This is a genomic window from Sphingobium sp. MK2, from assembly GCF_040170545.1.
In the GTDB taxonomy this organism is placed as follows: domain Bacteria; phylum Pseudomonadota; class Alphaproteobacteria; order Sphingomonadales; family Sphingomonadaceae; genus Sphingobium.
The window spans coordinates 1-15,016 of the sequence record NZ_JAZDXA010000050.1 but is presented as its reverse complement, the minus strand read 5'-3'; the positions used below and the strand labels follow the sequence as shown (position 1 = coordinate 15,016).

The window sequence follows — 15,016 nt, the reverse complement described above, 5'->3', positions numbered from 1 at the left end:
CTTTATCCACCAAGCCGGGCATAGATCAGAAATTCAACATTGCCCTGTGGACCAGTAATGGGACTTTGTGTCAGTCCGATAACGGTCCAGCCCTGCGCATCGATCCATGTCCGCACCTCTTCGCAAACGCGATTATGAATAGCCACGTCACGAACGACCCCGCCTTTGCCCACTTCGGCCCGTCCCGCCTCGAACTGGGGCTTGATCAGCGCCACCAGCGACGCGCCGGGACGGGCGAAGGTGATCGGCCGTTCCAACACCTTTGACAAGGCAATGAAACTCGCGTCGCAGACGATGCAATCGACAGGCTCTGGAATGTGCGCGTCGGTCAGGATACGCGCGCTGGTCTGTTCATGGACGATCACACGATCGTCGGAGCGCAATTTCCAGGCGAGTTGGTTCGTGCCGCTATCCACGGCATAGACCTTTACAGCGCCGTGGGTCAGCAGCACGTCAGTAAAGCCGCCGGTCGAACTACCAACATCGATGGCGACATGACCGGCCACGTCGATGGCGAACGTATCGAGCGCGTGGGCGAGCTTAATACCCCCGCGCGAGACCCAGGGATGGTCGCGGCCGCGCACATCGATCGCAGCGTCGGGCGCGACCTGCTGACCGGCTTTCTCCACCTTGCGATCGCCGAGGAAGACATGGCCTGCCAGGATCAAGGCCTGCGCGCGGGCGCGGCTCTCCGCCAAGCCCAGATCGACAAGCAGTTGATCGGCACGCATCTTGGCCATCAGCGTACCAATCCGGTCAGCGTCGCCACGCTGAGCAATTGCGGCAATGTCTGCGCATCTTTGCCGGGCGCATACCAGAGGTAGAGCGGTACGCCGGAGCGCCCCTGCGCTTCGAGAAAGCGTGTGATGGCGGGATCGGCATTGGTCCAGTCGCCGACCATCACTGTGACGCCTGCCTTTTCGAAGCTAGCGCGCGTCTCGGCACGGTTGATCGCAGCGGCTTCGTTTGCCTTGCAGGTGAGGCACCAGTCCGCAGTGAAATAAAGGAAAACAGGCTGGTTCGCCGCGCGCAGGCTGGCCAGTTGCGCCTCATCGAACGCAATATGATCGGCAGTTGCTGTTTCGGTGGGGGCCTGCACTGGCAACGTCACCGCGGCTCCTGCAAGCAAGGCCACGCCGAGCAATGCCGCGATCAGTCCGCCCCCCCGGCCTGCGCGCTGCCGCATGCCTAGCCACCACAGCAGAAGCGCCAGCAGGAGCGCCGCCGCAAGGCCGATCGTCATGCCCGGCACACCACGCTGCTGTCCCAATAACCAGGCAAGGCCAAGCGCGGTCAGGAACATCGGGATAGCCAGAATTTTCTGAAGCCGACCCATCCAAGCACCCGGTTTGGGCAGGCGTCGCCTTAGTGTCGGAATATAGGCAAGCAACAGGAAGGGCAGCGCCAGCCCCAGCCCCAATCCGGCAAACACCGCCAGCGCGGCGACCAGCGGCAGCAGCAGCGCCGCACCCATGGCAGCCGCCATGAACGGACCCGTGCAGGGAGTTGCGACGAAAGCGACCAGCGCGCCGGTCCAGAATGACCCGGCCAAGCCCCCTTTGCCCGCCAGTCGATCACCGCCGCCGATCGCGCGAAAATCGAACAGGCCTGCCAGGTTGAAGGCGATCAGCGTCACCAGCAGTAACAAGCCCAGAATGATACGTGGATCCTGCAACTGGAATGCCCAGCCCGCCGCCGTCCCCGCCGCGCGCAAGGTCAGCAACAAGCCGCCAAGCACCAAGCAGGTCAGGGTAATTCCCGCCGTATAGGCCAGCGCTTCCCGCCGGACCACGCGCTCGTCGCCCCCGGCCTTGGCCAGTTTCATGACTTTGAGGCCCAGGATCGGAAAGACGCAGGGCATGATGTTGAGCAGCAAGCCGCCGAGCAATGCGCCACCGAGCGCGGCCAGGATCGCCCCCGCCTCTCCCCCGCCCGACGATACGGCAACCGCGCCCGGCTGTGCCGTCAGCAAGAAGCCGACATGATCGCCCGTTCGCAGGACCGCCTGAACATTGCCGCCCTTTGCGCCTTCGCCCGCATCGGTTTCGATCAGCAGACGATCGCCATCGCGGGTGATGCTCTGCGGTGCCGCGTAGCGGGTGAAGCCCTCTGCCAGCGGAAAAAGATGGATATCGCGTGCCTGTGCATCCGCCGGAAACGGCACTGACACGCGCAGCTTGCCGCCGGCGATGGCATAGGTCGCCATACTTCCCAAAGGCCGGGGCAGTTGCGTGCGCCAGGCATCGAACCGGGCGCGATCAGTAGCATCCGCCTGTCCTTCGCCTGCCACCAGATCGAGCGCCATTTCGCCGCTTTCGGGCACGCACACTTTATCGGTGCAGGCCAACCATTGGGCCTTCACCCGCACGGGCAAGCGCGTGCCCGATGCCACATCCGGCGCGACGGTCAGGTTCGCCAATATGCCATAGGGACCTTCATAAACATGGTTCATCAAGCCGGATATCAATAGCGTTTCGGGCACAGGATAACGCAACGCCCCAACGCTAACGCCCTTGGGCAGCGTCCATTCCACGCTCATCCCTAACCCTGCGTCGCCGGGATTTTCCCAATAGCCGTGCCACCCCGCTTCCGGCGTCATGGCGAAGGCGATGGTCGTGCCCTTGCCCGGCTGCGGCGCGGCGCTTTCGGCTACCAGGCGCGCAGCGATATGCGGTGCCCCACCGCCGAACGCGCCCTGGGCCAGCGCAGCAGGCGCGGCGAACAGCAACGCCAGCGTCATCAATATGCCATGAAAAATCCGCATCGGGCCTCTGGTCGCGTAAGTGAGAGCGGGCTAGGTCCGGGGGCGTTCGCCGTCAAGGCTGGAGAAGGTACAGGAAATGTTGAAACATGTCGCCGCCGCCCTGCTGCTGGCCACCGCCATGCCGATTGCGGCGCAGACGCCTGCACCACCTACAGCCGCCTCCCCACCAAAGCTCATCGTCGCAATCAGCGTCGATCAATTTTCCGCCGACCTGTTCAGCGAATATCGCCAATATTATAGCGGCGGCCTCAAGCGACTGACCCTGGGTGCCGTCTTCCCCAACGGCTTTCAAAGCCATGCCGCGACGGAAACCTGCCCCGGCCATAGCACCATCCTGACCGGCAGCCGCCCGTCGCGCACGGGCATCATCGCTAATAGCTGGTTCGACCTGAACGCCGCCCGCCCGGACAAGGCGATCTATTGCGCCGAAGACGAAACCCAGCCGGGCAGCAACAGCGACGCCTATGTCGCATCCCCGATACATCTCAAAGTGCCGACATTGGGCGGAAGGATGAAAGCGGCCAATCCTGCGACCCGCGTGGTGTCGATTTCCGGCAAGGATCGCGCTGCAATCATGATGGGCGGACCGACCGCCGACCAGGTCTGGTGGCTCGGCGGACCGCAGGGCTATGTCAGTTACAAAGGCGTCGCCACCCCGCCGCTGGTTGCCAAGGTCAATGAAGCTATGGCCCGGCAACTGGCGCAGCCCAATCCCGGCTTCGATCTGCCCGCGCAATGCGTGGCCAAAGATTTTGCAGTGCGCGCAGGCGACCGCACCGTGGGCACGGGCCGCTTCGCGCGTGCTGCGGGCGATTATAAGGGCTTCCGGATCTCGCCTGAACAGGATGCCATGACGCTCGCATTCGCGGCTGCCGCCATCGAGACGATGGCGCTGGGTCTGCAGGCGCAGACCGACATCATCTCCATCGGCCTGTCGGCCACCGACTATATCGGCCATAGCTACGGCACCGAAGGCACGGAGAGTTGTATCCAGGTCGATCGGTTGGACCGTGAACTGGGTGCCTTTTTCGATCGCTTGGACAAGGACGGCATCGACTATATCGTGGTGCTGACCGCGGATCATGGCGGGCATGACCTGCCCGAACGGCATCGCCTGAACGCCATGCCGATGGAAAGCCGCGTCGACACGGCGCTGACACCTAAGGTGCTTAACGCTGCCGTAGCGCAACGTACCGGGTTGGCGGGTAAGACGGTGCTCTGGGGCGATGGCCCGTCTGGCGACTTTTACTTCGACAAAGGGCTGACCTCTGCGCAGCGTGCGAAGGTGGAGACAGAGACGCTTACCCTGCTACGCGCCCATCCGCAGGTTGCCGCTGCCTTCACCAAGTCAGAAATAGCCGCCACTCCGTCCCCTGCTGGCCCACCCGAAAACTGGACATTGGTGCAGAAGGCCCGCGCCAGCTTCGATCCGACGCGATCAGGCGATTTGCTCCTGCTGCTCAAATCGCGGGTGATGTCGATCCCCGAACAGGCGGTAATGGGTTCAGTCGCCACCCATGGCAGTCCATGGGATATAGATCGCCGCGTCCCGATCCTGTTCTGGCGCAAGGAGATGCGCGGATTCGAGCAGCCCTTAGGCGTGGAGACGGTGGACATCCTACCCAGTCTGGCAGCACTGATCGACCTGCCGGTCGCAAAGGATCAGATCGATGGTCGCTGCCTTGATCTGATAGCGGGCGATGGAGACAGTTGCGCGCGCCGATAACGCAGCGTCTAGCGTCGCCCCTTTAGCTGGGTCAGACAGATTTCCGCGCGCAACCCCCCTTCGGGCCTATTGATAAGCGTCAACTGCGCGCGCTCCAGTTCCACCGCCTTCTGCACGATGGCCAGGCCCAGACCGAGTCCGCGCGTATTGCGCTGGCGCGCCGTATCGAGCCGGGCGAAGGGTTTGAGTACCGCACCGATCTGGTCGCGCGGGATGCCCGGCCCGTCATCGTCAATGCGGATCAACACTTCATCCCCGACACGCAGCAACGAGACGCGGGCACGCTGGCCATAGTGAAGCGCATTTTCGATAAGATTGCGTATCGCTCGGCGGAGCGGCAGCGCGTGTATCTCCATTTCCAGATGATCCGGCCCGCTATAGTCGACATCTTGCCCATGATCCTGGAAAGCATCGACCACGGTCGCGATCGTAACCGCCAAATCCGCTCGCACCGCAGGCTCCGGATTCTTCTCCCCGCCCAGAAAATCGAGCAGCGATTCGATCATGGCGCCCATTTCTTCCAGATCGCCATCCATGGCTTCGCGGACATCATCTTGCTGTACGGTTTCCAGACGCAATTGCAGGCGCGAGAGCGGGGTGCGCAGATCGTGGCCCACGGCCGCCAATGTTTCGGTACGTTCCGTGATCAGCCGATGAATGCGGGTCTGCATTGCATTGAAGGCCCGGATCAGATCGCGCACGTCGCTGGTCCCGGCCTCCGGCAGGATCACTTCGGAACCCAGGCCGATCTTGTCGGTTGCGCGCGTCAGTTCGCGCAAGGGGGCTAATGTCCGCCTTATCAATATCCAGCCAGCGATCAGCAAAGCCAAAACCGGGATCAGCGCCAATCCCATCCGACCGATCGTAAAGGCCCATTTGCCGCCGCCATGATGCATGCCGAAGTAGAGCCAACTGCCATCGGGCAATTGCAAGCCACCGTTGATTTCCGAATGGCGACTGGGCGACGTCAGACGCAGCCACAGGCGCGATCGTTCCAGCGACGGCTCCCATTCGATAATCTGCTGGCGCATCCGCTCCAGTTCGGGCGACAGCGGTGGCGGCGGCGGCGCTGCTGCGGACCAGTGCACGTCATATCGATCGGTGGTCAGGCGGACGCCCATCGCACGTCGCTCATTGGGCGGCTGCTCGGTCAGCAATTTGCGGGCAATGACCAGATGTTCGGCCAATCGACGCGCTTCGTCATCCTGAAGCGATATCTGGCTCGCCCGCTCGTAAATGAGCGTGCCTACGGCAAATTCCAGCATCACGGTCAGCAGCAGGATCGCGAAGAGGCGGCCAACCAGCCCCAGCGATCCGTGCATGTGCCACCTCAAGCGCGGCTGACCTCTGCGTTGAACATATAACCGACGCCCCGGACCGTCGTGATCGGCGCGCCCCGGTCTTCCGTCGACAATTTGCGGCGAAGGCGGCTGACCAGGACGTCGATGCTACGATCGCTGCTGTCGCCCATGCGGGTGCGCGACAGTTCGATCAGGCGCTCGCGCGCGATGACACGCTGCGGGTGGCTGAGAAAACTGCCAAGCAGATCAAATTCCGCACCCGTCAGATCAACAAGCCCACCAGTGGGAGATCGCAGTTCGCGGCGCGGGAAGTTGACGACCCAGCCATCAAAACGCGCTTCATTTTCGCGATGTTCGTCCGGGCCACGTTCCAACCCCACGCGGCGCAAAATGGCGCGGATGCGGGCAATTAGTTCGCGGGTTCCGAATGGCTTTGGCAGATAATCGTCCGCCCCCAATTCCAGACCCACGATCCGATCCGTCTCACTGCCCTTGGCGCTGATGAAGATGATGGGAACGTCGCTTTTTCGCCGGATCTGACGGCATAGATCTATGCCGTTGGTGCCCGGTAGCATGACGTCGAGCACGACAAGATCGACCGGCCCGGCATCGAACGCTACCCACATTTCCGGTCCCGAAGATGCAGGGCGGACCTCATAGCCATGCTCTTGCAGAGCGCGCGCGGTCAGGGTGCGAAGCGGCGGGTCGTCTTCGACGAGGATGATCGATGGAGCGGTCATGAATGCTGCAAGGCGGGTGATGTCATTGCGATGGGATAGGGCCGACCGTTTCTAGGGTCAACCGGGTCGCGCAGGCCAAAGCCGCGTCACAACCCCAGCAACATTTTGTCATGCAAGGCTACCGACAGATAGACGCGAAAACGCCGGGACTGGCAGACCAGCCCCGGCGGCGCTTATGAGATTAAAAGGCTGCAGAGATCGAGAAAACGACCTGGCTGCGAGCAATCGACTTGCCGTCGGCCGCCGAGAAGTTCGGCCGGATATAATTTTCTTCCACACGAGCAATGTCGGTATCGACATAGGCTATGCCCAATGTGAGCGGCGTACCAGGAATGGCGACATCCGCGCCGACCAGCCAGTCGAGATATTTGCCGGTTGGTGCGAGCGAAGTGCCATTGGGGCCAAGGCCCGAATTGCCCTTTGACCAGCCCAGATGCGCTTTCAGCGTAACCGGCGTGTTCGGTATGGCGCTGCTGATATCGGTCCAGAGATACAGATTGTCTTCCTTATCGCCAGGACGCGCGATCGTGCAGGCCGCATCGCTACAGGCCTTGCCCAGCGCTTCCTGCTTGGGCGCATAGGCGACGCCGACCAGCGCGCTCACCGGGCCGATATCGCCCGACAGCTTGATATAAGGTTCAGCGAAATCGGTCGTGTCGAGGCCACTGGGATACATGTACCAGACCAAACCGACATCAAGCGTCGCACCGCCCAGATCAACCGCATAGCCCGCGTTCAAATCCAGTTCCATATTTGCGCCGCCGAACGTGCCCCAGCCCGAAAGGTTGGAGCCCCAAACGCCGGCATAAGCACCGGATTCATGGCTAACGCTGATGCCGCCCTGAACGGCCATGCCGCGGTCGGTCATCGATACGCCACGAAAGCGATAGTCGGAAACCATCGCAACGCTGCCGGAGACCGTGACGGGTGCTGTGGGTTCTTCCTGTGCGAAAGCTGGTACGCTAGACATGAGCGCGAGAGCGGCACAGGCGATTTTATACTTCATGAACATTCCCCTTTACGAAAGAATGTTCCGTCCTGCTTCCACCAACCCGAAAGTCTGTTGCTGACGCCCTCAGTATCGGTGGACATGCTTTGCCTATTCATATCCGGCCGACAGTCAAACAGCTTTTTCTCGCAAATGCGAGATACTGGGCAGTGCTGTTGCAAACATAGCACAGTTTATTGCTGCTTCATGCTGAATAAAACAGACATAAAAATGCCGCCGCGCCGGGGGTAGTGGCGCGGCGGCACCCTGTGTCGCCCAATCCTTTTTTCAAAAAATCAGGCGACCAGTTGGCGCATCCGTCCGGTGGCACCGAACAATTCGACGGGGGAGCCGCCGCCGCGACGACGTTCTACCCATTCGCGCAGCATTTCTGCGGTCGTGTGATCGATATGGCCAAGCCGCTCCACGTTCAGAATGACCAGCCCACCTGTCGGCAAAGAGTCGAGTTTGGCAGACAATTTAGGAAGGCTGAGGAAAGTCGCACTGCCCCGCAAAGCCACTTCGTGCGTTTCACCCCGGCTTTCATCTTCCATCTTCAGGCGCAACCGCTTGAGATGCGGCACCAGTTCGAGGAGCGACAGGCCAATGCCCACCAGAACGCCAGTCAGAAGATCAGTGGCAACGACGCAGATCAGCGTAGCGGCCCAGACGATCGCGGGCAGCGGTCCATAGCGGTGGAGCAGGTGCTTGACATGGTCGACGCTGACGAGACGAACGCCGGTTACGACCAAAATGCCAGCCAGTGCTGCCATCGGGATTTCGCGGAGCAGCCAGGGAAGCAGAGCAACGAAGCCCAAGATCCAGACGCCATGAAGAATGGCCGACATCCGGGTCTTGGCCCCCGCCTGAACGTTGGCGGAGCTGCGGACGATCACCCCGGTCATCGGCAGCGCACCGGCAAAGCCGCAGAGCAGGTTACCGACACCTTGAGCGCTGAGTTCACGGTTATAGTTGGTACGAACGCCATCGTGCATCCGGTCCACCGCAGCGGCGGACAGCAAAGTTTCAGCGCTGGCGATGAAGGCGATAGCGATGGCGATGGTGATGACCGCCGGGTCCATCATCGTCGCGAACAGACCGGCTTCCGGCAAGGTGACCGCAGCTACGATCGATTCGGGCACGACGACCCGCGCCACCGGGAGCGAGAGGATGAAAGCGACCAGCGTCGCAAGCACAACGCCAACGAGCGCGCCAGGAACCAGCTTCAACGCCGCCGGGCGGAACTTCTCCCAGCCGAGCATGCCGAAGATCGTCACCAGACCGACCGTGAAAGCCGTCACGGTGTCACCCGTGGACAGGCCCAGCAACTGGCCGGGCATGGCCAGCAGGTTGGCGAGGCCGCTCGACAACGGCACGTCATCGAACAGCACATGGAACTGACCGACGACGATCAATACGCCGATGCCGGCCAGCATGCCGTGTACCACTGCCGGCGAAATGGCCCGGAACCAGCCACCCACACGCATCAAGCCAGCGACGACCTGGATCGCCCCCGCCAGGATCAGGATCGGTCCCAATGCGGACAATCCCTGTTCCCGGACGATTTCGAAGACGATGACTGCCAAACCAGCAGCCGGGCCGCTGACCTGCAAGGGAGAGCCGGCCAGCATACCAACGACAATGCCGCCGATAATACCCGTGATCAGGCCCTTTTCCGGCGGAACACCGGACGCGATGGCAATGCCCATGCACAGCGGCATCGCCACAAGGAAGACGACGATAGACGCCGTAAAATCGCGGCCGAAGGTGCCGCCGGAAAGGGCTTTCAGCATGAGTTACTCCGCCGCCAGGGCAAATTCGCTGTCACCGGCCAGGCGACGTGCATGGGGAAGAGCGATCGGCATGGGCTGATCTTCGCGCAGCGGCAGGAAGCGGCCGGTTTCACCATCGAGGCCCAGAACCTGACCGGCATGAATATCGACATACCAACCATGCAGAGCAATATCGCCGCGCGCAATACCCGAAGCGACGGAAGGGTGTGTGCGTAGATGGGCCAACTGAACGACGACATTTTCCAACGCCATGTTGCGCAGCTTTTCTTCGTCGGTCAGCGTGTCGGGATAGCTTTCGCTGCAAACCTGCTGCGCGGCATGGGCATGGCGCAGCCAGGCCGCCACGTTGGGCATCTTGGTCAGATCGGCATTGGTCGACATCGCCTTCATCGCGCCGCAGTCGCTATGACCGCACACAATGATATCGCGCACGCCCAGAACCATGACGGCATATTCCACGGTCGATGTGACACCGCCATTCTGGGTCGCATGGGGCGGCACGATATTGCCCGCATTGCGGCATACGAACAGGTCGCCGGGTTGCGCCTGCATGATATGCTCAGGCACGATCCGCGAGTCGGCACAGGAAATCATCAGTGCCTTGGGGCTTTGCCCGTCACTGGCCAGCCGATTGTAAAGCGCGCTTTCGTTAGGAAACACATGCTTTTCGAAGCTGAAGACACGGCCTAGAAGCTCGTTCATGGGGTCTATCCTTCTTATACGGTGCCGGTCAGGGGGGACCGGCTCAATTGAAGACGATAGAACCATGGTTTTGCTGCGTCGCAGCGGCTTTGTTAAAAAACATGTCTGGAAGGCAAAATCGTTTCGCCAAGGTGACTATCACCAAAACGCCAGCGTTTTCGGGCATTTTACCCTATGAGTGGCGCTCGACCGCCGCGCTGAACATATAGCCTACACGCCGGACAGTAACAATCGGTGCCGGTTGGTCCCCATAGCGCAATTTGCGGCGCAGGCGGCTGATCAACACGTCGATACTGCGGTCCGATGACGGCGTATCGCGCACCCCGGCCAGTTCCATTAAGCGCGCGCGCGCGATCACCATCTGCGGATGATCAAGCAGCACGGCAAGAAGCGCAAATTCGGCGGCCGTCAGATTGACGGCCTCGCCTGCCGGGTTGACCAACGATCGACGGCCGAAATCGACTGTCCATCCATCAAACGCCGCTTTGGTCTGGCGTGGCAGACCGACGGCGCGCACACTCCGTCCCCGCCGCAATACCGCTCGCAAACGGGCGGCCAGTTCACGGGCCGAATAAGGCTTGTTGATATAGTCGTCGGCCCCAAGCTCCAGCGCGACAACGCGATCGACCTCCGAACTATTGGCGCCGACCAGGATGACAGGGACCTCGCTCCGCGCGCGCACATCGCGACACAAATCCATGCCGTCAGGACCGCGAAGCGCCGCATCCAGTACAATCACGCCGACCGGCATGGTCGCCAGCGCCTGAAATATCTGGGTAGCACCGCCACTTCGCATCACGCGAAACCCGCTCTCCTCCAGATGCATGCGGATTGCCTGCTGCTGGGCGGCCTCCGTTTCGGTCACCAGGATCAGCGGCGGCGTCATGCGCAAAGACCATAGCATCCAGAAGTGCCGTGGTTATCGTTCATGCGCGCGCCTCCTCGAACAGATTCCGACGCCGTCAGCACGCCAGACATCGGATCAGCCCTTAGATCGCCTGAATGTCTCCGAAATTTGCCGGATGTTACAAATTATTGCGCAGGCGACATTATGCCATCAAGCCGACAATAATTCCGGCATTCGCGGTTCCAGAGAAGGCCGTGCGTTCTGCGGCAAATGCGCCAACATGGTGGCGAGCCACAGGGCGTCCGTGCCGGCCCTATGGCGAGTAGGACAGCGGCGATCGGCGATCGCCACCGCCTGACGGATTTGCGCATCATCAGCATGCCGTTCCGCGATGATCGTCGAAACATGCTCAATGACGAATGGCGCTGGGCACCCAGCGGCAACGGCCAGCGTCTCCAGCCATTGCTGATCAATCCGGCTATCGGCCACCACGCGCCGTCCGATCGCCGCGTCGTTCAGCAGGGCCAATACGACCTGTGCGTCAAGCCCCTTTTGCGCAATCGTCGTTCGGTCGAGGCCATGCAATGCCTGGGCCTCCAGCGTCCAGTCCCACTCTGCCCAGTCATCATGCGGGCGAATCAGCCAGCTACACGACCAGCCCTCTACCGCTACGCCAACCTCGATCGGGAAGGACCGGCCGTGGCGCGGCAGGCACGACGCCTCAAAATCAATGGTCAGGATAGACACGGATATGGCTCCATTCTGTGCGTACCCCGGCATATTCTGCCATGTGTGCCCGCATCGGTATATTTCCTTCGCGCCAGACTGTGTCAGAGCGAAGTCATATCCAGATAGTTCCGTGCAAAATTGCGCCGGGCGAGACCTGCGAACGATGAACGGATCGGGCTTCTCGCAGGACGAAGGAAATTCCATCTGCTAGGCGGCAAGACCGACTCCACGCGCAGGACCGAATATGACCGTCATCGCCGCTTATCTCTATCGTAACGGAACCCGCGTGCGGCCGGTGATGATCGACGAAAAGATCGACTGCGCGCATGACAAATCGGAATTTGTCTGGATCGGCATGGCTGAGCCGACCGCTGCCGAGATGGAAACGTTGCGACGAAGCTATGACCTCCACCCACTGGCGATCGAAGACGCGATCAAGGCGAATCAACTCCCCAAGGTGGATATTTACGGCGACCAGCTTTTCGTCGTCGCGCGCACGGCCCATGTCGAGAATGACAGCATCTGCTACGGCGAAACGGCGATCTTTGTCGGTCACAGCCACATCATCAGCGTGCGCCACGGTTCAGCCCGCGCGCATCACACGCTGCGACAGGAACTGGAAGCCGTGCCTGATCGACTGGCACAAGGGGTGGACTATGTGTTGCATGCGGTGCTCGACTTCATCGTCGATGGCTATCTGCCGATCATCGAAGGGATAGAGGACGAAGTGCTGGCCATGGAACAGCAGACGGTCGATCAATTTCTGGGGCGCGAGGACATTACGCGGATTTTCAATCTGCGCCGACAAGTGATGCGCTTCCAGCGCATCCTCACGCCCATGCATGAAGTCGCCCATAAATTCGTCAAAATTGATCTGCCCTGTATCGATGCCGATACGAGGCCCTATTTCAGCGACGTGCGCGACCATATACGCCGGGTACAGACCATGGCCGACGACCTGCGCGAAATATTGATGTCGGTGTTTGAATATAGCAATCTGCTCGAACAGCAGCGCACAGGCGCAATAACCCGGCAACTTGCCGCCTGGGCCGCTATTCTGGCGGTGCCGACGGCGATCGCGGGCATATATGGCATGAACTTTGAAAATATGCCCGAACTACAGACCCGCTATGGCTATTTTGTTGTCCTGAGCGTCATCACGGTCATCTGCAGCCTGCTCTATGCCCGCTTCCGCAAGCTGAAATGGTTATAGCCAAGGGCAGCGCAGCGACCGTGGTCAGAGCTGAACCGGCGCATCCGCCGGCGCGTGCCGCGCTACGCCGAAGCGGCGACGATATTCGGCTGGCGGAAGGCCAGTGATGCGGATGAACAGCTTGCGGAAGGCGGAGGGATCGCCATAGCCGATTTCCCACGCAATCTGTTCGACCGGGCGACGGGTCAGTTCCAATGCCTCGCGCGCCCGCGCGATGCGGATTTGCTGCACATATTCGGTAGGCCGAAGCCCGGTCGCCGCCTTGAACCGGCGCAGGAACGTCCGCTCTTCCATGCCGGCGCGATCGGCGAGCATCTTCACCGACCATTCTGCGGCGACATGCGCTGGCAGCCAGTGCTGGACCGCCCGGATGGCGGCATCACCATGGTCGAGCTTAGGAATGAAGCTGCTATAGGGCCGCTGTGCCTGCCGCGGCGGGTCAATGAGTAGAAAGCGGGCGGTCTGCAACATCGCGCTGGCCCCAAGCAACCGCTGGACCAGCGTCAAACCCAGGTCGGTCCAGGCCAGAATCCCGCCCGCGGTGATGATATCGCCGTCATCGGCAATGATGCGGTCGGCATCCACTTTCACTTTTGGAAAACGCGCACGCAGCGAATCGGCGAAGGCCCAATGCGTTGTCACTTCCCGTCCTTCAAGAAGGCCTGTCTCTGCCAGCACAAAAGCGCCCGCGCAGACCGAACATAATATCGCACCCTGTTCATGGTTGCGCGTCATCCAGCCAGCCAGCCCCTGCATGGAAGGCAGGTCGTTCGGCATGATGAGGCTGGGCGGTATGATGATATATTGGGCGCGGTGCGGATTGCCGGGATGGCTGTCATAGGTGCAGGCGACGCCATCCCCCATATCCTGCCAGTGGGTGATACGGATGATCGGCGCGTCGCGCTCCCCTGCCACTTGCGCAGCCGTAACCGCCAGACGGAACAGGTCGGTCAAACCATAGATCGCCGATAGCTGACAATCAGGGTAGATGACCAACGCTACTTCCGCAACGATCCGTCCCTGCGCATTCTTGTCGGATTTGTCCCGCATTCTGCCGCTTACCCCCAAGCGTGTAAAAACTGCCGCCACAGAAAGTGGCTTTCTTTCATCCGCGCCCTTCCGGCGGACTGGACGTTGACAGAACAGTATCATGATCAGTGGAATGCGGAACCCACAGCGCGCCGGCCGCCAAGCAGGTGCCAGAGGCGCACATTGAGTCAGGATGCGCTGCGTCTGGCCGGTCAAAATGTCAAATTCGACCCTTAATATGTCAGTTTGGCCAAGGGTGCCGCCGCGATCTGGCGGCTAGAAAATGGGCAACAGCGGCGCTCCTGCCGCTTGAACCAAGGAGACTTGATATGGCGACGATCACCACCAAGGACGGCACCGAAATTTTCTACAAGGACTGGGGCAGCAAGGATGCGCAGCCTATCATGTTCCATCACGGCTGGCCGTTGTCGAGCGACGACTGGGACAACCAGATGTTGTACTTCCTAGACAAGGGATATCGCGTTATCGCGCATGACCGGCGCGGCCATGGCCGTTCGACCCAGACCGATACCGGCAACGAAATGGACAGCTATGCCGCCGATGTTGCGGCGCTGGTCGCAAAGCTCGACCTCGGAAACGCCATCCATGTCGGCCATTCGACGGGCGGCGGTGAGGTGGCCCGCTATGTCGCGCGCGCCGAGCCGGGCCGTGTTGCCAAAGCGGTTCTGATCGGCGCGGTGCCGCCCGTGATGCTGCAATCGGACGCGCATCCCGACGGCGTACCGATGGCCGTCTTCGATGATTTTCGTGCGCAACTGATCGCCAACCGTGCAGAATTTTATCGCGGCATAGCCAGCGGTCCGTTTTTCGGCTTCAACCGCGAGGGCGCGAAGATCAGCCAAGGCCTGATAGACAATTGGTCGCGCCAAGGCCTGGCCGGTGGCGCGAAGGCCCAATATGACTGCATCGCCGCATTCTCGGAAACGGATTTCACCGAGGATCTAAAGGCGATCAATGTGCCGGTCCTGGTCATGCATGGCCTGGACGATCAGATCGTCCCCTTTGCCAATCATGGTCCAAAAACAGTCGAATTGCTCAAACAGGGGACGCTCAAGGCCTATGAGGGCTTGCCCCACGGTATGGCGCAGACCCATGCCGATATCATCAACCCCGATCTGCTCGCTTTCTTCCGCAGTTAAGCCGCAAACACGGGTAAAACATAT

The 15,016-nt window shown here is 61.0% G+C and carries 13 protein-coding genes; 3 read left to right on the top strand and 10 right to left on the bottom strand.

Features of this window, described 5'->3' with window-relative positions; all coding sequences use genetic code 11:
- Positions 1-2: 2 nt before the first annotated feature.
- Positions 3-740 carry a TlyA family RNA methyltransferase gene (locus V2I08_RS17865; RefSeq protein ID WP_349636226.1) on the bottom strand — a complete coding sequence of 246 codons (738 nt, stop codon included), beginning with the start codon at positions 738-740 and terminating at the stop codon, positions 3-5.
- Positions 740-2,764 carry a protein-disulfide reductase DsbD domain-containing protein gene (locus V2I08_RS17860; protein WP_349636225.1) on the bottom strand — a complete coding sequence of 675 codons (2,025 nt, stop codon included), beginning with the start codon at positions 2,762-2,764 and terminating at the stop codon, positions 740-742. Before V2I08_RS17860 ends, V2I08_RS17865 begins: the two co-directional genes overlap by 1 nt.
- Before the next feature lie 76 nt (positions 2,765-2,840).
- Between V2I08_RS17860 and V2I08_RS17855 the strand changes: the two genes are divergently transcribed.
- Complete coding sequence (locus tag V2I08_RS17855) at positions 2,841-4,490, top strand: alkaline phosphatase family protein (protein ID WP_349636224.1); 1,650 nt, start codon at positions 2,841-2,843, stop codon at positions 4,488-4,490.
- Between the two features lie 8 nt (positions 4,491-4,498).
- On the opposite strand, the gene V2I08_RS17850 is transcribed toward V2I08_RS17855, so the two are convergent.
- The 7 genes from V2I08_RS17850 to V2I08_RS17820 form a co-directional block, all read right to left on the bottom strand.
- Positions 4,499-5,812: an ATP-binding protein gene (locus tag V2I08_RS17850; RefSeq protein WP_349636223.1), complete on the bottom strand. Its 1,314-nt coding sequence runs from the start codon at positions 5,810-5,812 to the stop codon at positions 4,499-4,501.
- Between the two features lie 8 nt (positions 5,813-5,820).
- The gene (locus tag V2I08_RS17845) at positions 5,821-6,531 is read right to left on the bottom strand and encodes a response regulator (protein WP_037477295.1); all 711 of its coding nucleotides are present in this window, start codon (positions 6,529-6,531) and stop codon (positions 5,821-5,823) included.
- Between the two features lie 181 nt (positions 6,532-6,712).
- Positions 6,713-7,543 (bottom strand): TorF family putative porin, encoded by an 831-nt coding sequence (locus V2I08_RS17840; protein WP_310221842.1) that lies wholly within the window; start codon positions 7,541-7,543, stop codon positions 6,713-6,715.
- Between the two features lie 272 nt (positions 7,544-7,815).
- Positions 7,816-9,312, bottom strand: a complete 1,497-nt coding sequence (locus V2I08_RS17835) for a SulP family inorganic anion transporter (RefSeq protein ID WP_349636222.1) — start codon at positions 9,310-9,312, stop codon at positions 7,816-7,818.
- A 3-nt stretch (positions 9,313-9,315) separates the two neighbouring features.
- A complete protein-coding gene (locus tag V2I08_RS17830; RefSeq protein WP_349636221.1) occupies positions 9,316-10,014 on the bottom strand; it encodes a carbonic anhydrase in 699 nt (232 codons plus the stop codon).
- Positions 10,015-10,186: 172 nt separating this feature from the next.
- The gene (locus V2I08_RS17825) at positions 10,187-10,900 is read right to left on the bottom strand and encodes a response regulator transcription factor (protein WP_349636220.1); all 714 of its coding nucleotides are present in this window, start codon (positions 10,898-10,900) and stop codon (positions 10,187-10,189) included.
- A 171-nt stretch (positions 10,901-11,071) separates the two neighbouring features.
- Positions 11,072-11,608 carry a hypothetical protein gene (locus tag V2I08_RS17820; RefSeq protein WP_349636219.1) on the bottom strand — a complete coding sequence of 179 codons (537 nt, stop codon included), beginning with the start codon at positions 11,606-11,608 and terminating at the stop codon, positions 11,072-11,074.
- A gap of 226 nt (positions 11,609-11,834) precedes the next feature.
- Between V2I08_RS17820 and V2I08_RS17815 the strand changes: the two genes are divergently transcribed.
- Positions 11,835-12,803 (top strand): magnesium and cobalt transport protein CorA, encoded by a 969-nt coding sequence (locus tag V2I08_RS17815; RefSeq protein ID WP_349636218.1) that lies wholly within the window; start codon positions 11,835-11,837, stop codon positions 12,801-12,803.
- 24 nt (positions 12,804-12,827) lie between these two features.
- Here the strand turns inward: V2I08_RS17815 and V2I08_RS17810 are convergent, their stop codons facing one another.
- Positions 12,828-13,853: a GlxA family transcriptional regulator gene (locus tag V2I08_RS17810; RefSeq protein WP_349636217.1), complete on the bottom strand. Its 1,026-nt coding sequence runs from the start codon at positions 13,851-13,853 to the stop codon at positions 12,828-12,830.
- A 308-nt stretch (positions 13,854-14,161) separates the two neighbouring features.
- Here V2I08_RS17810 and V2I08_RS17805 point away from each other — a divergent pair, with 308 nt between their 5' ends.
- Positions 14,162-14,992: an alpha/beta hydrolase gene (locus V2I08_RS17805; RefSeq protein ID WP_349636216.1), complete on the top strand. Its 831-nt coding sequence runs from the start codon at positions 14,162-14,164 to the stop codon at positions 14,990-14,992.
- Positions 14,993-15,016 lie beyond the last annotated feature (24 nt).